This window comes from Paenibacillus sp. FSL R5-0749 (genome assembly GCF_038595085.1).
Taxonomy (GTDB): domain Bacteria; phylum Bacillota; class Bacilli; order Paenibacillales; family Paenibacillaceae; genus Paenibacillus.
The window spans coordinates 6,338,582-6,357,059 of the sequence record NZ_CP152005.1 but is presented as its reverse complement, the minus strand read 5'-3'; the positions used below and the strand labels follow the sequence as shown (position 1 = coordinate 6,357,059).

Below are 18,478 nucleotides of genomic sequence, written 5' to 3'. Positions count from 1 at the left end.
CATGCTGGAGATTACGCAAGTAACCAAGCTGTTCAACCCAGGCACAACGGACGAGAAGACTGCGCTTGTTGGTGTGAATCTGACGATGAATCCGGGAGATTTTGTGACGGTCATTGGCAGTAACGGAGCAGGTAAATCGACGTTGATGAACATCATTTCGGGTGTGATGAAGCCGGATATGGGTGATGTGCTAATCAATGATCGTTCCATCAAAAACCTGCCGGAGCATAAACGCAGCAGCTGGATTGGCCGGGTGTTTCAGGACCCGATGGCAGGAACAGCACCGCATATGTCCATTGAAGAAAATATGGCGATGGCATACAAGCGTGGCAAAGGACGTGGATTGGGCTTCGGCGTTACCCGTGCCAGACGTGAGATTTTTAACACGCAACTGGAGAAGCTGGGAATCGGACTGGAGAAGCGGCCTAACGCGAAGGTAGGTCTCTTGTCAGGCGGGGAGCGGCAGGCACTCAGCCTGTTGATGGCTACGTTTACCCAGCCGCAGATTCTGCTACTTGATGAGCATACGGCAGCCCTTGACCCCTCGCGTGCCGAACTGATCACGGAACTGACGGAGACACTTGTGCGTGAGATGAGACTTACCACACTGATGGTGACGCACAATATGGAACAGGCCATCCGTCTGGGCAATCGTTTAATCATGATGGATAAAGGCCGCATTATTCTGGATGTCAGCGAAGAGCGCAAGCGTACGTTGACCGTGCCAGAGTTGCTTGGTGAATTCGAGCGGATTAGCGGCAAAAAAATGGCGGATGACCGGGTCGTACTCGGTTAAAACAAGGAAATAACTTGTCCCCAAATAACTATTTCGTACTATAACAAGCTCTTTATTACAGAAACCTTTTGCGTTCTCGCAAAGGGTTTTTGTGGTATGTTGAAAATATGATGAGAAGAATACATAGGAGGAACCAGGCATGTCTTTACAATTGGATGAAGGAACATACACCGTAACCCGGCGTATGGATTCCATTCGCCTGCTGGCGAAGGAATTTGCGCTTTTTCATTTTTTATATGAGAACAAGGATAAAGTCTTCACGCGCAGCCAACTGTTGGACCGGGTATGGCCGCTGGAGTATCCGGTTGAACGCACGGTGGATGATCATATCTACCGCCTGCGCAAGAAATTAAAACGTTGGGATGAGATTAGTCTGGATACGGTACGGGGATACGGATATCGGCTTACGGTGCAAGAGAACAAGTCCGTTCTGCCCGCTAGTCCTTCTGCTCAGGACCCGGAAATGCAGGAAGTCATTCACGGATTACTTCGTAAATATCACTTGTTTGGGCAGGGAAATGCCATACAGACCCTGGTTCAACAGCAGGAAGCGCTAGGCATTCAGATTGAGCCGTACTATCAGTTGTATATCCATTTTATACAGGGCGATCTGGAATGGCTAATTACAACAAAGGAAATTTCTTTTGAAGAGCGTTTATACTGGTTACTTATTTTTGTTCATTCGCTAATTGAACCATCAGAAAGCTTACCCTTATATGAGCAAGCATTGAATTCATCGGCATTATCTGCGGAATTGCTTCGAGAACTCCGCATTTTGAACATCATTGAACTCTATGCAGAGGTAGGTCAATACGAGCGTGCTCGGATGCAACTGGAGGAGACGTATCGTCTGATAGAGACGGACGAGCTCAAGAATTTCAGACTGCCGGTAACCCTTGCAGCGTTATACGTGGAACTGTGGGGTGGTAGCGGTGAAGCTGTTGAGGCTCAAATGGCAGTGCTGCGAGCAGGATTGAAGGATGCCCCCTATCTGCGGGAGATCGGACGTTTTCAGGTGATGGAAGGTTTATGGTTGCTTCGGCAAGGGCGAGTGCGTGAAGCGGAACTTAGGATGGATGACGGACTGGACGTGTTGAAAATGTCGCTGAATGTGCCGCTATATCTGAATGCTGCATATCAGATCCTCCTGTTCATGGAACAACATCGAATTGAAGGCAGACTGTGCAGGAAATATCATCAATTTTACGCAGATATTTGTAAAAATTATGGTGTTCCCACCTATAAACAACGAATTGTAGATGAAATACGTAAATTTTTATCCCCTATCTCCCCATCCTCTGATCTTCCTCTGATATAACTCTCTTATGATTACAGTCAAGTAACACACAGACCACACACGGCTGTAATCAAGGGAGGAAGTACACGTATGACCGTCATTTCAAATGAACCCACATCCACTGAATCCACCGAACCCTCCAGAAGTTTATGGACCAATCTCCGGTTTGTCCGCATGTTTATTGCCTATTCGCTGGCTACGTTTGGAGACTGGTTTGATGCACTCGCCATTCAGGTCATGGTGGCCTACCGATGGGGTGCCGATCCGCTGATTATTGCCCTTATTCCTGTATGTATGGCCGTACCGGGCATACTGCTGGGCTCCGTTGCTGGTGCACTGGCAGATCGGCTGCACAAAGTGAAAATCATGCTCCTGTGTGATGTAATCACGGTGGGATTAACCATTGCAATTTTATTTGCACCAAGTCCGCTGTGGTTGCTTCCACTGCTTGCCCTGCGGGCCATGATGGGAGTGTTCCATGTTCCCGCCCAGCAGGCGCTAACCCGCCAGGTGGTGGCAGAGGAGCATCTGTTTCAGGCATCGTCCCTAAATGGTTTTGTGAACCAGTGCTCGAAAGTGGCGGGACCGCTGCTGGGTGCAGTCATTTTGGCCTTCTTTTCACCACAGATCTGTATATTAATCAATGCTTGTACCCGCCTGTTGTCGGGCGCAGTGTTATGGCCCTTGCGACGGTTGATGGAGAAGCCGGAGCCTGTTGAACCAGACGGAAGTACGGCTGATGCAAGGGATATCCCCGAATCGTTGTTTACCCAGTGGCAGCAAGGCTGGCGTTTTATACAGAGCAGTCGCCCCGTACTGAGCACGATGCTGTTCGGCTGTTTTGGACTCATGGCTATCCTGATGATCGATTATCAATTTACGACTCTGTTTCGGGAGATCAAGCCGGGGAATGAATCGCTGTTAGGTTGGTTGGGTTCATCGGGAGGTGCCGGAGCCATAGTCATCATTTTGCTGTTAAATCGTTTGCCGAGAATTGGGTATGGGTGGGGGCTAGGTGGAGGATATCTGTTCATCGGGGCTGGAATTGCTGCATTAGGGTGGATTGGCCCACAAACACCTGAAATTTGGGTCTTAATGTGGGGGTTATGCATTGGGGTAGGCAATGGGCTCTTTATGGTAACACTGAATTATTTGTTGCAAAAGGAAACCCCTCCTGCCTATGTAGGACGCGTCTTCGGCATTCAAAATTCACTATTCAGTGTTGTACTTGTTGTAGCCCCACTTGCAGGTGGAGCGCTCATTCGAGTTGCAGGACCGAGTCCCACCTTTCAATATATCGGTCTGGCTACGCTGGTGATTGGCCTTGCCGGAATACTGCTACAGCGCATCCTATGGGAGGCGAAGCCGCCGCTCCTATCGGAAGCGAAAGAGACCATTCCGCAGGAATCGGTCTGACTGCTTTCTCGGGTCAACATGTTAAACATTCATTGTATCTACAATAAAACGAACAGCCGCTTCCGTATTCTTCCGAAGGCGGTTGTTTGCACGTTGTACTTGTTGTGCATCGTTGAACCAATCAGACTTCCCACCAAGTGAAATAAGCAGTAGAGGCCAGCAGTCCACCAACCGAAAGTGATCCGCTGACAGAGAGGTTAATGGCTTGACCTGGAGGAACCACATAACGGCCAAATTCATTGGATTGGAAAGGCCCCGCTTGAAGGGGCATCGCCATCAATGTGGTGGCTCCTGAAGGCGCAGAAGAAGAGAATCGTACGATGGCTGCACTGGTATTGCTGCTGGAAAGATTGCTGTTGACCGCCGTGAGTGTACTGGGAGAGCTTAGCGTTCCGTTCGCGGTCAGACTCATGGAACCGCTGAAGGATGACAACAGATTCAGTGCCACTGTGATTCCACCAGAGAGCCGTGATACATACAGGGTTCTCCCACTCCCTGCCGGATTGGCTAATTGAACGGTGGCGATCACCGTTCCTCCCAGTAACCCCAGTGTTGTGGAGTTGGTGGAACCTGCATTGTATAGATTGCCGGTACTGCCAGCACTATTCTCCGGAGGAGCAACAATGCCGGGAGAGATATACGTGTTCGTATTGGACGTATAGACAGGCAGATTTAATGGATTAAATACATTATTGTTCGGCACAGTGTGCACCTCCTTTTATAAGCATCATGCTTAGAATTCCCACCAGAAGAGATTAATGGCTGCAGTCTGACTGCCAGTTCCTAAACTAATGGATAGTGATTGTCCCGGTGGAACAAGAATGGAACCGTTTAAATCCAAAAAATACATTCCCGCAGTGAGAGGTATGCTGAGCAAACTTGTGAAAGTCCCCCCAAGCGTGCCGGTATTTTGCCTTGTAGTAACGATGCTGGTGTTGGCATTGCCAAGCAACGTATTGACGGGTGTAGGTGTACTTCCTGCCGTCACCGTGCCTCCGGAATATACGGCCAGTGTAGCTGCCGCCGTTGTCCCTCCCGAAAGGCTGGCAATTCGTACTGTTCTGCCACTCCCACTTGCATTCAGGATTTGAAGAAGGAGGTTTTGGCTGGAAGGGATCGATGTATTATTGGTCGTCAGGGCAAAAAAACTGCCTGCCGCAGCCGCACCGGCATCTGCTGAAGCCTCAATACCCGGGGCTGCATAAGTGTTGGTCAGTTGAGTGAACAGGGGCCCATTAGACTGGTTGAATACATTAGAGTTTGTCATCTTGTCCCCCCTCTGAATAGATGAAACTGGTCTCGCGATACGATTTGTTTCGCATGTCCTCATTACTTGCATTGTATGTAACAACAAGAGAAAGCGTTTGGGAACGGACTGCTAATTCCAAAATAACGGCAGATGCCGTGCCCGTATATCCAATCCGGGCATACGATGCGTAAGCACATTTTTTAAGGGGAAATCGAGATGAGTCGAACAGCGAAGCGAAGCAAGAAGAGAACGAAGCAACCAACCAAATATGCAAACCGTCGCCGCTCACGTCATTCCTGCCGCGCTAAATTGCTGAAACCCCCTTGTTCCCGGATCACTCGTCCCCGGTTCAAGCAGGGTACTTCCTCACGTACGAAACTCCCTGGTGCTATTCATTGTTTTACAGAGCATACGTATGTCGGAGCCGAAACCAGCAGCAGCATGAATTCCCTCCCGGCACAAGACACCTCATCACTCAGCATGTACACCTATGGCGTTGTGAATCGTGGGAAACATCCGGCTCTGGTACAGATCCAGATCAGCCCCAATGCCTTGGACTATGCTGTGGACAGCCAGGAGGTGGTCGCGGGAGGACAGACCAAAGCGCTGGTACCTTTGCGATTTTTGCATTATACCCGGCTTGCAATTCGATCCGTTGAACCGGATCAACCGACCCGGCTTGATGTTTACTTTCAGGCGCAGCGTATGCCGTAAGGGAGTAGGATTACACAGATTTGACCAGGGAGGAGGACGAGGCACATGCCTAACTTTACGACGTTTAATACGAATCCGGATAATCTGAGGACGTTGATTTTTGGCCAGGATAGTACAGGCACAGCCCAGCCTGTCAGAACTGATACAAGCGGGAATGTGGTTGGCATTATTTTGGACGGGACCATTAGTAACATCTCAGGTCTGACTACCGTTACAATTAACGCAGGAACCATTACCAACATTCTGAACGGAACCATTACGAGTGTACTTGGAGCGACCATCACGGCAGGTACGATTAACAGTGTGCTGGGAGCCACCGTAACCGCAGGTACATTAACGAACCTGCTCAATGGTACAATCACAAGTGTGTTGGGAGCGACGATCACGGCAGGAACGATTACGAGTGTGCTTGGAGCGACTGTAACTGCGGGAACATTGACGAACCTGCTAAATGGTACAATCACAAGTGTACTGGGAGCGACGATCACGGCAGGAACGATTACGAGTGTGCTCGGAGCGACTGTAACTGCAGGGACACTCACCAACTTGCTTGATGGTACACTTACCAGTGTGCTCGGAGCCACGGTGACAGCGGGAACGCTGACAAACTTGCTGAATGGTACAATCACAAGTGTACTGGGAGCGACGATTACGGCCGGGACAATCACGAGTGTGCTCGGAGCGACTGTAACCGCCGGAACATTGACGAACCTGCTAAATGGTACAATCACAAGTGTACTAGGAGCAACGATTACGGCCGGAACCATTACCAGCGTGCTTGGGGCAACCGTAACAGCAGGGACACTCACCAACTTGCTGAATGGTACAATCACAAGTGTACTGGGAGCAACGATCACGGCTGGAACAATCACGAGCGTGCTTGGAGCGACGATTACGGCGGGGACCATTACAGGTATACTGGGAGCAACGATCACCGCAGGAACACTAACGAACTTATTGAACGGAACGATCACGAGTGTACTCGGAGCAACGGTAACAGCGGGAACATTAACGAACTTGTTGAATGGTACGATTACGAGTGTGCTGGGAGCAACGATCACCGCAGGAACGCTTACGAACTTATTGAATGGAACCATTACAAGTGTCCTTGGTGCAACCGTAACAGCAGGTACGTTGACGAACTTGCTAAATGGTACGATTACGAGCGTGCTCGGTGCTACGATTACGGCAGGGACGCTCAGCAGTGTGACGTCCATTTCACAAAAGAGTTTTCAGGAGTCACAGATCATAAGCACACCTACAGCAAACACCTTCACCGCGCTTCCAGCGGTTACGACCAGTGTATTTGGCACGTATTCTTTCTTTGTATATAACCGGGGGCCGGGTGTAAACCGGGTGGATGCTCTGGTTGAGATCAGTGCCAACGGAACGAACTGGTACACGGATGTGACCACTGTGACTGGCATTTTGTCCGGATCAGTAGATGTACTCGTACCACAGCGTTTTCTCAAATACACACGTCTTTCCTACCGCTCCAGCCTCATTGGTGCACCAAGCACGATTGATGTGTTCTTCAATGGACAAGGCACATAACCCATTTATATTTCATATAGGTACATGGAGTTCCTTTGGTGGACTTCATGTACTTTTTTTGTATTGGAGGTGGTCGCATTTGAAGAACCGTTTGCTTGGAATCCATATGATTGTTCAAAATGAAGAACATCACCTGCCCCGCTGTCTCGACAGTTTGAAGCCTTTCGGCATGGAATGTTTTATCACGGATACGGGTTCCTCTGACCGCACACCCGAGATCGGCAAAACGTACGGAGCAACGGTGTTGCACGCCGACTGGCAAGATGACTTTGCCCAAGCACGAAATATCAGTCTGCCTCTGGCAGGTACAGAATGGGTCCTGTGTCTGGATGCCGATGAGTACGTCAGCCAGGGATTGGAAGAACTGCTGAAATATTTGCCCAAAGTCCATAGAAGCATTTCAAGATTACGAATTACCATAGAGAATCGATACGGTGATGGGGCGGAAGAGCGGGTAATCTGCCAACCAGTGAGACTATTCCGTGCTCATCAGGGATATCAATATGTGGGACGCGTCCATGAGCAGTTGGTGCTCAGTAGCTCATGCAGATTTGGCCAGGATGGGGCCGCTGATATGAATGACAGCAAGATCGATACACAGGATGAAGAACATTTATTGATGGAGTCGGAACCACTTGCGCCGTTATGTCTGATTCATGATGGATATCTGGCCTCCACAATTGCGAAGGAACATAAACCAAGACGTAATTTAAAGCTGATTGAACGGGAACTCGCAGATGAGCCTGCACAGCCTTTTCACCTGTACAATCTGGGAGTAACGTATTGCCAGCTTGGTCAGATCGAACAGGCAATTGAAGCGTTCCGTGAATCATTACGTCTCACAGAGCTACTTGAGCCATATCGCCCTACACTGGTTAAAGATTATGCTAAGACCCTTGTAGGAACGGAACGTTATGACGAGGCACATGCAATTCTGGCTGTGGAAAGACAGCGTTATCCAGCCTATGCCGATCTGCACCTGTTGTATGGGGAGACGTTGGAGCACCAAGGTTTGGAGGAACGTGCATACCAATCCTACGTCCGAGCAACCGAATGTCGGGAGGGACTGCAAGGTAATGAACAGAGTAATGGAGGCGGCGCATTAGACTCGCCATATGTAACGGAAGCAGGTTCCGACAGCTACAGAGCTTATTCCGCAATGGCAAGACTTGCACAGAAACGAGGATTTCTAAAGGAGTCTGCACATCTGTATGAATTGGCATTGGACAGCATGTTTGCGTATGCCCCGGCGTGGGCTGGGTTGGCAGATGTATTGCAGCAATCCGGAGAAACAGATGAGAGCATAACAGAAACATTACTCGCCAGATGCATGGGAATTGAGGAGCCGAGTCAAGGCAAATCGATTGGTGGTGAAATGCCTCATTCATATGCAGTGATGCATGAGGATCATCTGGTGCAAGTGATTTATGTTCTGGCAGGCTGCGGAGCATATGAGCAGGCATTGAAAATGCTGGATACAGATGCACGTACTGCTCGTATCCATATAGCGGAACGTATACATTGGATGTTGTGTGCGAATAAGATATCCGAAGCACTGCAATTGGCGGAAGAGCACTGGGGCACGGAATGTGTGAGTGAATTCAACATGCCGGCTGAGCACAGAATGGATTGGGCACTGGCTTGTTGGGCTAATGGATTACGATTAAGCGATACATTCCTCGCAACCTCGCCTCCACAGGAAAAAAACATTTGGAAGGTCATGGATCGAGTATTAACTCAGCTGTCCAAAGAGCCGCGAAGCGTTGTACCAGTGCCACAAGAACAGAAGCTTATGCAATGGGGTTCGCAGGCAGAGATAATCGCAGAGAAGGTTGTAGAGCAGGCGTTATATACGGGACAGCTTACGCTTGCCGAGCAACTGCATAAGCTGCGGGCAATGATGGTGAGGGAGCATTGGGGAACTGCTGTAACTTTACGGAGGGAGTTTGCAAGTCTGTTATATCGTCAGGGGTATACCATAGCAGCCGCGAACATCCTGATTCAGTGTATGACCGAGAATGAACTCGATGCCGAAGGATTATTCTGGCTGGGTGAAACGCTGTATGCCAAAGGATACGATGAACAGGCGTTATCTCTGTTCGAACAGGCACTGGAGCGGGAACCTGCTCACCGACAAGCCCGGGCTGGAGCAGCTGTATGTTACATGCGATTGGCCTTGAAGGCGATTGGGCAGGAGTTGGTTCGTTCCCCGTCTGCCGAGATGCTCATTGCACAGCATACTGCGTTGGAACAAAGATTACGTACGGCCGAGGGCATTCCCTGGCGTACGATTTTCCATGCAAAGGAAAGGAGGAATCAGCTTGCGAGCGGAACGAATTTCCTTATGCATGATCGTGAAGGATGAGGAAGAGTTACTGCCTCATTGTCTTGCCAGTGTACAGGGAGCGGTGGATGAAGTGATCGTAGTGGACACCGGTTCGTCGGATCGTAGCGCAGAGATTGCGCGTCAGCATGGCGCGGTAGTGGTGCCCTTTGAGTGGTGCGATGATTTTGCCGCAGCACGGAATGCTGGCCTGGAGCAGGCTTCCGGCGACTGGATTCTTTTTCTTGATGCGGACGAGGTGCTCGATAGGGCTGCGCGGGAGCAGATCAGAAGCTGGACGGCGATCAGCGGATGTGACGGATTGTTTTTAAACATTCATAACTATACAGGTACAGGTCAGCAGGGGGCTACTGTGAATCCGGTGCTGCGTCTCTTCCGCAATGCTCCGGGTCATCGGTTTGAAGGTCGAATTCATGAGCAGATTGCGGCGGCGATCTGTCGGGTTAACCCAGAAGCTGCATTTCATGTAACGGACATGATCATCCATCATTATGGGTATCAGACGGCAATTGTGGAGCGCAAAGATAAGGTGAACCGCAATGTTCGCCTGCTGGAACAGGCAGTGGAGGAAGAACCGGATCAGCCGTTCCATCACTATAATCTGGGGGTCGAGTATCTGCGTGTAGGGGAAGCGGAGCGGGCATTGGAGACGTTTGGTGTAGCTCGGATGGGGATTGATCCTGCGGTGACCAGTTACGCGCATCTACTGTTCAAATATGAAGTTCGTTGTCTCCAGCATCTGAATCGCTGGCAGGAGGCCTTGGATCGCATTGATGCTGCGCTTGAACTCTTCCCAGAGTACACGGATCTGATGCATCATCGGGGGGTATGCGCAGACGCATTGGGGGATACAGATCGGGCAGAGTATTCACTACGTGAAGCTATTCGCATGGGTCCGCCTCCCCCCATATACCATACGGAAGAAGGCATCGGAACCTATCAGACGTGGTATACGTTAGGGCGATTACTGGAAGGAAGGGCCGATCTTGAGGGTGCAGTGGATGCTTACGTGGAAGCGGTGCGCGCCAAATCCAGTCTGCTGCCGCCACTCTATCGGATATTCCGTATTATGCGAGTTTCTGGTCAGGAACATCAGATTCCAGAGCTGGTGAGGGAGCGTTTTGCACTCAGTTCGGAAGAGGCTATACACAAAATATTGGGCATTCTGGAGCAATCCCGTTGTTATGATGCGGCTTTGCAATTATTACCTGGTGTGTCGTCACACCCCAACGGAGAAATGAGGGAGCGTTTATCCGTATCGGAGGCGATGCTCCAAATCCAGCAAGGCAGATGGAACAAGGCGCGTCTGAAACTGGAACCTGTGAGGCGCAAAAAAGGGTTGCTCGCCGCCTCATCTGCCCGATGGCTCGAACGTTTGGAGTGGATCGAGGGGAAGGAAGTTAGCGGAGATGATTCATTAACTTTATGGTTGAAGCGTAGTTCGCAGGTGGGTGAAGCAGTAACTAACCATGAAGAAATTGCTGTACAGACAGGGCAAACGTTGGGTCTGAGAGCGACAACGAAGAAGGACATGGACTCCAGCATGGACGGGACAGTTGCAGGAGCAGAGTATGATGGCTGGCAGGCCCTTGGACTGATGATGGAAGGGTGTGTACAGTCAGGACGATGGAAAGAGCTGCATAGCCTGATTCAGATGTGCCAACAGCAATTGTCCGGAGAAGGGGTATCGTCAGAAGAGAGCGCTCGTGTAGGAGAGAAGGAGAAAGAGGAAGGGAAGAGGAGCGAGAAGGATATGGGTAGAGGGAAAGGGGAAGAAAAGGGGCCATTCCCTGGATCTTTGGATACGCTGATGGGAACCAGTTGGCTGGTGAAAGGATTGGTCAGCGCTGCGGATCATCATCTGGAGGTATTCGCACAGCCTGCAGATGGACAGCGGCATCGTTGTTGGCCTGTCGTTCAGCATATCCGGCTGGAGTTACCGGGAGCGGACGGGTTTGAGAGCTGAGAGGGATCAGGTAGGTGAGGGATGGTGGCGAATGTGGAGTCAGAGATTAGCTTGTGCATGATCGTGAAGGATGAAGCGAGGTCACTCCAGCGGTGCTTGAATGCAGTCAGGGATGTTGTGGATGAGATCATCGTTGTGGACACAGGCTCGGTAGACGATACACCTGAAATTGCACGTCTCCATGGTGCCGTTGTCATCCACGCGGAATGGAAGGGTGACTTCAGTAAAGCCCGTAATCTGTCGCTGGCCGCAGCTACGAAACCGTGGATTCTGGTGCTTGATGCAGATGAGGTATGGGTACAGACCCCGCAGATGAAGGCAGAACTCGTGCAGTTGTTAGCAGCAAGCAGAGACGATGTATGGGGATATTGGATACAGGTCACGAGTCTGCTGGGTGTGTCCGGTGAAGAGCGCGTGACGGATGCGGTATGTCGATTGTTCCGTAATGATTCCCGAATTGCTTTTCAGGGCAGAATTCACGAAGAGATTGCTTCTTCGATCATAGCACTCGCTCCGCAAGGCGTACTTCATTCTGGACTTGAGGTCATGCATTACGGATATCTGGAGCAGGTGATTAATGCCAAAAATAAAGGTGCACGCAACATGCAGTTGATCCGTTCCGCGTTGAATCAGGAGGGAAATCACCCGGAGCTGTTATATGCTCTGGCTGCCGAATGGTTTCAGCAAGCGAAGTATGATGAAGCACTCCGGCTGTTACAGCCCTTATTGGCGCAGCTTATGCCGGATTGTGGATATCACTCGGATCTGGTGCTGAAAACGGCTTACGCCTGGCGAGAGATTGGCAGCCCGGAACGGGCGCTTGCTGTGGTGGAAGCGTGGGCGCCGGTGTATGAGGATTTTCCGGATTTGTTGGAGCTTGGTGCTGTACTTGAACTGGATCAAGGGAGAGAGGACTTGGCCCTGGATTGGTTAAAACAGGCTAAAATGGCTGCTTCCACAGCCAGCAGATATACATCAGTCTCTGGTGCTGGAACCTACCGCAGCCTGACGCTGGAAGGAATGGCACATGAGCGGGCTGGCCGCTGGGCAGAGGCAGAAGCGGCATACACGGCGGCGCTGGACGTGCAACCCGGCAGCTTGCCTGCATGGCAGCGGCTGTTGTTGCTGGCCGCTGCCACTGGGCGGCCACACGCAATCGCAGGCGTAGCCGCCCGGGTAAGCTTGCCGCCTGCGGCATGGCAAGCACTGATCGCGGCCGCGCTGGCTGCGCATCGGCCGGAGTGGCTGCTGGGCCATGCGGCGGCGCTTGCGGGCCCGCTGCGGGCACAGCCGCTGGCCGCCGGGCTTGCGCTCGCCCAGCTGGGCGAGGACGCTACCGCTCGGGCGGCTTTGCAGCCCTGGGCGGTGCATGCGCAGCACGGGCCAGAGGCGGCCCTGGCGCTGTGGGCGCTAGGCCACAAGCAGCCCGGCAGGCGCAACGCCCGAGCGGCGGATCGCCAGCGGGCTGCGCTGCCCGCAGCGGCCCACGCCGCCGAGGCGCTGCTGCAGCGCGAGGCCAGGGCTCGGAGCATCGCCTCGGCGTCTAGCCCGCCCGGCGATGCAACGCCCGGCGGCTCTGCCGCGCCTGCGGCTTGCGTGCTCGCAGCGGCGCAAGCGCTCGCCGGCGTGGGCGCCTGGGCCGCATGGCTGCGCCTGCTGCAAGCCCTGCCGCCCCGCGGCGCGCTGGCGTTGCTCGCAGCGCTTCCGCCTGCGGCACGCTGCGGGTTGCTGCGCGCACCCGCGGGCGTCCGCGAAGGGCTGCTTGCGCTATGCGGCACGCCTGACGGCGCGCAGCAGCCCCGCGCGGACGCGGTGCCCACCCCGGAGCGCGTCGCTCACGCACTCCTTGCGGGCACGCTCGCGCTGCTCGCCGGGCGGCAGAACCTGGCACGTGAATGGGCCGAATCGGCCCAACTCACTGCGCGGCAATCTGCCGCCACAGGTCGCCCGGCGATGACCATTTCGCCGGGCCTGCACATCCTGCTGCGCCTGACAGCACCCGGCGCAGCCTCTGCCGATGCGTATACCAACCAGTGCAACATGTTACTGGTACACCTATAATTCATCTTATCACTTATCACTTATCTCTTATCTTTATCGTTATCTCTTATCTGTTATCTAACATCTAAGCATCTAACTTCTAATTTTATTTTCTAATCCATAGTCCCTAAATCCCAGTCCCAACCCCAAATCCCTGTAACCCCGATCTTTTCCCAATCCATCTCCGCTTGAAAGTGCAAAAGCAACGGAGCTACCGGTCATCGGAGCATTCCCCGAACCGTGCATGGTTCCGTTGCCAATAGGTCGGTGCCTTAACCTTTGCATATCACCGCTCGAAAACAGCGAATCGGCGCGCCGTACATGTCAGACCAGATCGCATCGTCCGGCTCTTCCACATTCAGCTTATCCTTAATGTTTAGTCCGGTAACGGCCATGATTGTCTCCAGCAGATCAGGGCGCATCTCGGGTACATCGAAGGTAGCGATCAGCTGTCCGTTTGGCTTCAGCACGCGGGCGAACTCACGAAACGCTCGCAGCATTGTGCCCGTATCCAGATGCTCCAGGACAGAGATACAGAACACCCGATCAAATTTACCCGACTCGTACGGAAGCTGGGCCAGATTGGCCTTTGCACGGTGCAATCGGACGAGCGTGGATTCCGGCAGATCCTGAGCGGCCAGCTCGCCAAAATCAGAAGCGATATCCAGTCGTATCGCATCTTCAGACAAAATGCGTTCATCCCAATCACAGGCGTGAACCTCGCGGCAGTGTTCGGCAAGCCAGAATTTGAACGGATGGGAGATGCCGCAGGCTGCATCAAGGACCACATCGTCTGGACGTGCAAACCGCCGGGCCCATTCATATTCGTAGGGACGGCTCCACCATGCCGGATGCAGGGGGAAGACCAATGTGTCCGTTTTAGGGTCACTTTGCCTAATGTATCTTGATTCCATGAATTCCGTTGCCTTGGGCGTATCCATCATCCCCGAATTCCCTCCTTTAATCCTGTCTCTGCCAAAAAAGATTCCAACACCGTGCTCCACCGGCTCCGCCACTTGGCAAGATCATAGGACAGTGCAGTCTCGCGCGCATAGATTCCCAGTCGTTCCCGCTCGGCCCGATCCTGTACGAGACGAACCAGGGCGGCGGTTAGTTCCTGCTCGCCGGGAGGTACCAAAAGCCCGTTAAAACCATCCTGAATCAGATCATTCAATCCGCCGACATTGGAGGCAATCACCGGAAGTCCACAGCTCATCGCTTCCAGACAGGCATAGGAGGTACCTTCCGAGAACACGGTTGGAATTACGGCGATATCTGCCTGATGGTAGGCCTCCCGAATGTCCCGGAAATCATACGTACGCTGGGTAATCCGCTCCGCATGTGGATGATTACGATGCCAATAACGAAAGGCTCTCCCGACCGTACTGCCTTCAACCAGTTCCCCGGCAAATTCAATCTCCAGATCCGGAAAAGCCCCCAGCAGCTTATCTGCTGCCAGCATCATGGGAATAATGCCCCGTTCCATGCTGATGCGACGCGGATATATAATGCGAATTGGGCGGGGAGAGGTCAAGCGGACATCCATAGTTTTCTGTTCAACCTGTTCCTGAGTCAGACCATTAACCTGATAATCAGCATCTGCTGATATTACACTATCCGTAGCCCAATCCGTTGAATGCAGGTGGTGACGAGCAACCTTAGACGATCCGCCGACTACCTCGGCTTTTTCCAGCTTTGATAACTCCAAATGGTGACCTAGCGCTCCCTTCTCCTCTCGTTCTTGATCGCTATCTGTATCCCCGCCTCCATCTCCATTAGCCTTCCTACTGTACGCTCCATCACCACTCGGTCCACCCTTGCTTTCCACAGCTTTCATCCCTGATATAACTGCACCGGCATTCTCCTCATGACTCGCCAGATCGGTCTTCCATGCGGCAAGCCATTCGTCTTCCTGTTCCTGCTCGAAGGTTCGTGTTGGCGGGGCAGGTGTGAAATAGGACGTATCCACTGCATTGGGAATCAGGACGACCTGCCTTGGATCGGTATAGGTGCACGCAGCCCGGCAGAAGGTCTGGAAATGGGAATCCACGGATACAATGCGCACGAGTCCATCTAGAGCGAGTTGAATATGTTCTGCCACTTGTTGTTTGGTCTCCAGTGGCAGTCCGGGACGATCCCAGTTAATGCCGTGACAGATGCCAAGACTGCCCGGTTTGTAGGTGATGGGCTGCCACAGACAGCTTGCATAGATCACTGGGCCGCGTGCCGCGGCTGCCATTCGATCAAAGGCTTCCGGTACATTATCCATGTCGTACGAATAACCGAATACGTCAATCTGCTCCGTCCGAGTCTGGAATGCTTCAAAATAGGACAGTTGATGGACCTCGGGAATATGTCCGAGTCCGCGGATGACACTGCACAGATCCAGGATATAACGCTCGAGCCCACCACCGAATACCCGACCAAATTCCCGGTTATACCCATCGGTGAAGCTATGCGTCAGAATACTCACCACGCCCATCTCACGGTCCCTCCTTCCAGGGAATCAGCCGAGGTTCCGGATCGAGAATCGACTCGTAATGTGCAAGATTGCCCCACTCACCGCTGGGATCAATGCGCTTGTAACGCAAATATTTACGCACCCGGTCCTCCAGACTGCCTGCCCAGCCGAGATGTTGAACCTTCAGTTCCGTGCTGACTCCGGGCAATACGGTGCAGGACAAGGGAAGACGGGGAACATGATGATTCTGTTGTGGATAAAAATAAGGATATCCAGGCATATAACGTACAAGTGAAGCGGTATGCCGCTTGTGCAGACACCAGAGATCATCTTCCCGATAATGGGTTCGGCCACCCCACATATCATAGAAACGGAAGGCAAACCAGTCTGCATATTCCTGATTAATCAGCGTGCGTATGGCTTTCTTGGCCTCTGTGCTGTACAGCTCATCCGCATCAACCGATAGCAACCAGTCGGGACGTGTTCCCGCTGCCGCTTGCCATAAGGTGTTGCGAAGTCGCCATTCCTCGGCGAACAGCGGTTTCTCCAATACCTCCAGGCGGACCACCTTCGGATAGGCTTTGCATAGCTCCGGGGTTCCGTCTGTGCTGGCATCGTCTACAATCACGATCTCATCCACGAACTCACTCAGATCATGCAATACTTCTTCAAGGTATCGGCCGCGTTCATTGCGAACCTGGAGCATGGCGGTCAGCTTGTTGCCTTTGCTTTTGCGAACTCGACGGATGGAGAAGGGCTCTTTGAATGTACTCGTTTCCTCTTGTGATACAGCAGCATCCTGTTCACCCTGACCGCCCCAGTGATGCACCTGGCTTCGGATGTTCTGCGCTGGCTGTGCATGATTCGGCGGTTGATCGCCTTCTCCCGATGCGTCTGTATGTGTCAGATCCACTGTTACCGTTGGCGTGTAAGTGGTTTCGGTTCGGATATTCCTGTGCACCATCGGCCCATTCAACTGTTGCCTGCGTTTCTTCGGGTCCAGCATCATGGCACCTCCCCAAGCAATTGCTGTACGGCATGATCCAACAACTCCAGCTCGACGATCCGGGCGAGCGCATCTTCATCCTCCAGTGCCGTTTCGAGAAAATGTCTGACTGCCCCGTGTCTGTCGCCTCGCAGGGCCAGCACACTTCCGGATAATTGCTGATAATCCCGGCGACTGGCATCATCCTGAATATCGACTGCATGCACCAGCGCTAGTGCCTCTTCCACGCGACCTGTCTCCTGATAAATGCGGAATTTCCAATGTCTCGCGGTTTCTCCGCCAAGTTCGTCCAGGGTGCGCAGCGCGGTTCCATAATCATCGTTCATACGTAGTAATTCCGCTCGTACAAGTTGATCTTCTCCTGCCTCCAACCAGCGACATAACTGTTCATAATGATGTCGTTCCTGTTCGTCGGCTGCACTAATTCCGTACACCAGCAAGGCGTCCTCCAACTGTCCGGCCCGGGCATGGATGGCAGACAGGAAGCGATAGTGGGAGATCACACAATCACTTCGACCATTCAGGACCGCTTGGGTGAATGCCTCTTGTAATGATTGGATGGCCCGAGAATCTTCAAGCAAGTACTCATAGGCTGCGAGCAAAAAGGATATGGTCTCATGCGCCCCTGCTTTGGCTCGAAGCTGGCGATAGAAATCAGCACGTACACTGCATTGAAGCAGGGTAACGCTATCCGGAGTGCCTGACAGGATCTGCCGCAGCGCATGCAGGAAGAACAGTTCGTAGTCCCGGAGAGGGACTTCGAGATTATCCTTTTGCACCGTACCCGCTTGTGAAGGATCTTCGCCTCCCAGCCAGATGGCGCGTACGCCTTGGAATAATAGCTTCATATATCGTGTTTCGGAGGATGTACCTACCAGATCAGCGATACCCACCAGTTTGGAAATACTGCTTTCCCACAGGGGAGAAGAGGCTTCGTCTCCGACAGGCTCAGGGAGCAGGACAATACATAGCTCTGGTTCCAGCGAAGCTGCAGCCATGAGCCAGTAGGGATGAGTAACCACTGCCACAGTACGTGGCTCCATCAATAGCTGCTCGGCTTCAGGTAAGGAGATTACAGTGATCACCGCAGGTACATCCTCTGTTTGCGTCAGACTGCTGACATAGTAGACCTCGCCCTCAATCGACAGCAGTGCAGCAATATCGGGATAGGGAAAGGATGACCAGCCTCCTTTGCGAGGGAAGAGAACATAACGGACAGGGGGCTGTTCTGCGACAGCTGCACGGGCCTTATCCGGACTGGCTTCGGAGTCTTCACTTGGTAACGGCGCAGGTTTTTCCATGAATCGTTCACCTCACCTTGACTGTAATAAGGAGCGTCCTTCACTATGCATGTGCTCCATGCTTCCACTTCATATGTAAAGCCCTCACGGCACTTCGCATGATATGCCTGAGACTAACATATGGGCATTCCGTCCCAAACATGAGTATCTTCCATGAATAGATGAAGTAGGCAAGCCATTATAGAGCTTCCTTAAGCTCCAATCCTCTAATTTCGGCTTCACTACACCTTCTCGATACTGTAAAAAAGATATTTGAATTGGCAATACAAAAGGCTGATTTTTATCTTTTGTGTGACCAGGATCACTTTTTTTTTGCTCTAAACGCGGAGATTGT

Annotated in this window: 14 protein-coding genes; 8 read left to right on the top strand and 6 right to left on the bottom strand. The window is 52.3% G+C overall.

The genetic code is table 11. From position 1 onward, the window contains the following. The first annotated feature begins 1 nt into the window (after position 1). The 3 genes from MKY85_RS28330 (at position 2) to MKY85_RS28320 (ending at position 3,509) form a co-directional block, all read left to right on the top strand. On the top strand, positions 2-796 hold the full coding sequence (locus MKY85_RS28330; protein WP_036606660.1) for an ATP-binding cassette domain-containing protein: 795 nt from the start codon (positions 2-4) through the stop codon (positions 794-796). A 139-nt stretch (positions 797-935) separates the two neighbouring features. Continuing rightward, positions 936-2,114 (top strand): winged helix-turn-helix domain-containing protein, encoded by a 1,179-nt coding sequence (locus MKY85_RS28325; RefSeq protein WP_339238564.1) that lies wholly within the window; start codon positions 936-938, stop codon positions 2,112-2,114. A 69-nt stretch (positions 2,115-2,183) separates the two neighbouring features. Next, a complete protein-coding gene (locus MKY85_RS28320) occupies positions 2,184-3,509 on the top strand; it encodes an MFS transporter (RefSeq protein ID WP_342571339.1) in 1,326 nt (441 codons plus the stop codon). A 121-nt stretch (positions 3,510-3,630) separates the two neighbouring features. Here MKY85_RS28320 and MKY85_RS28315 read toward each other — a convergent pair whose 3' ends face one another. Both MKY85_RS28315 and MKY85_RS28310 read right to left on the bottom strand, forming a co-directional pair. After that, positions 3,631-4,212, bottom strand: coding sequence for a hypothetical protein (locus MKY85_RS28315; protein WP_342571338.1), 582 nt, complete (start codon positions 4,210-4,212; stop codon positions 3,631-3,633). Positions 4,213-4,242: 30 nt separating this feature from the next. After that, complete coding sequence (locus MKY85_RS28310) at positions 4,243-4,776, bottom strand: hypothetical protein (protein ID WP_339305052.1); 534 nt, start codon at positions 4,774-4,776, stop codon at positions 4,243-4,245. Between the two features lie 198 nt (positions 4,777-4,974). Between MKY85_RS28310 and MKY85_RS28305 the strand changes: the two genes are divergently transcribed. From MKY85_RS28305 to MKY85_RS28285, 5 genes are all read left to right on the top strand, one after another. Beyond that, on the top strand, positions 4,975-5,472 hold the full coding sequence (locus MKY85_RS28305) for a DUF6385 domain-containing protein (protein ID WP_342571337.1): 498 nt from the start codon (positions 4,975-4,977) through the stop codon (positions 5,470-5,472). 45 nt (positions 5,473-5,517) lie between these two features. Continuing rightward, a complete protein-coding gene (locus tag MKY85_RS28300) occupies positions 5,518-7,026 on the top strand; it encodes a DUF6385 domain-containing protein (protein WP_342571336.1) in 1,509 nt (502 codons plus the stop codon). Positions 7,027-7,105: 79 nt separating this feature from the next. Then, a complete protein-coding gene (locus tag MKY85_RS28295) occupies positions 7,106-9,391 on the top strand; it encodes a glycosyltransferase (protein ID WP_342571335.1) in 2,286 nt (761 codons plus the stop codon). Beyond that, positions 9,348-11,336 (top strand): glycosyltransferase, encoded by a 1,989-nt coding sequence (locus MKY85_RS28290; protein WP_342571334.1) that lies wholly within the window; start codon positions 9,348-9,350, stop codon positions 11,334-11,336. The genes MKY85_RS28295 and MKY85_RS28290 overlap by 44 nt, the downstream gene beginning before the upstream one ends. A gap of 21 nt (positions 11,337-11,357) precedes the next feature. Further along, a complete protein-coding gene (locus MKY85_RS28285; RefSeq protein ID WP_342571333.1) occupies positions 11,358-13,397 on the top strand; it encodes a glycosyltransferase family 2 protein in 2,040 nt (679 codons plus the stop codon). A 251-nt stretch (positions 13,398-13,648) separates the two neighbouring features. On the opposite strand, the gene MKY85_RS28280 is transcribed toward MKY85_RS28285, so the two are convergent. From MKY85_RS28280 to MKY85_RS28265, 4 genes are read right to left on the bottom strand one after another with little or no spacing between them, the layout of a single operon-like run. Next, entirely contained in the window at positions 13,649-14,320 is a 672-nt protein-coding gene (locus tag MKY85_RS28280; RefSeq protein ID WP_342571332.1) for a class I SAM-dependent methyltransferase, read from the bottom strand. Beyond that, on the bottom strand, positions 14,317-15,858 hold the full coding sequence (locus tag MKY85_RS28275; RefSeq protein WP_342571331.1) for a glycosyltransferase: 1,542 nt from the start codon (positions 15,856-15,858) through the stop codon (positions 14,317-14,319). The genes MKY85_RS28280 and MKY85_RS28275 overlap by 4 nt, the downstream gene beginning before the upstream one ends. Position 15,859: 1 nt before the next feature. After that, positions 15,860-16,846: a glycosyltransferase family 2 protein gene (locus MKY85_RS28270; RefSeq protein ID WP_342571330.1), complete on the bottom strand. Its 987-nt coding sequence runs from the start codon at positions 16,844-16,846 to the stop codon at positions 15,860-15,862. Continuing rightward, complete coding sequence (locus MKY85_RS28265) at positions 16,843-18,144, bottom strand: hypothetical protein (protein ID WP_342571329.1); 1,302 nt, start codon at positions 18,142-18,144, stop codon at positions 16,843-16,845. Before MKY85_RS28265 ends, MKY85_RS28270 begins: the two co-directional genes overlap by 4 nt. Between the last annotated feature and the right edge of the window lie 334 nt (positions 18,145-18,478).